The sequence below is a fragment of the Candidatus Merdisoma sp. JLR.KK006 genome (genome assembly GCF_036941035.1).
In the GTDB taxonomy this organism is placed as follows: Bacteria; Bacillota; Clostridia; order Lachnospirales; family Lachnospiraceae; genus Laedolimicola.
On sequence record NZ_JAYMNS010000095.1, the window covers coordinates 1 to 483 of the forward strand.

A 483-nucleotide genomic window follows, 5' to 3' on the forward strand; every position below is an offset into this window, starting at 1 on the left:
GTTTAATCGGACCGGAAGGGCTCTTTTGCAGGTGACAGAGCTGCTCCGGCAGAAAAAGGAGAGGAGGGACTATGTTGGATATTAAATATGAGTTTCCCAACAGATTTTATGAATTTCTTAAATTGTGTGGGGATAAAAATGAAATTTATAGTTTCTGTGGAACAATTGCGACAGAACTGCATTCATTTATTCCATATGATCAGGCACGAGTAATATTTTTGGAAGAGACAGGAAAAATAAGTTCTTCTTTGCTGTATGGTGTCAACCGGAAGAATTGGAATGCATTTATGGATTATTATACGGAAAATGCTGTAGTCAGCACATATTCTCTGAAAAAACCACTGCATTTATCAGAAAACGAAAAGGTTAATCTTTGTGACTGGACAGAGATTTCTACTCAAGCTCATCGCCAGGAGTTTGAAAAGAATTACATTCGTCCTTTGAAGATAAAATATTGTCTTGGGCTGGGCTTTTCAGATATTG

1 protein-coding gene is annotated in these 483 nt (G+C 37.3%); it reads left to right on the plus strand.

The genetic code is table 11. The features are described from left to right. Positions 1-71: 71 nt before the first annotated feature. A partial coding sequence (locus tag VSQ61_RS22745; RefSeq protein ID WP_334346589.1) for a hypothetical protein occupies positions 72-483 on the plus strand: 412 nt, incomplete at its 3' end.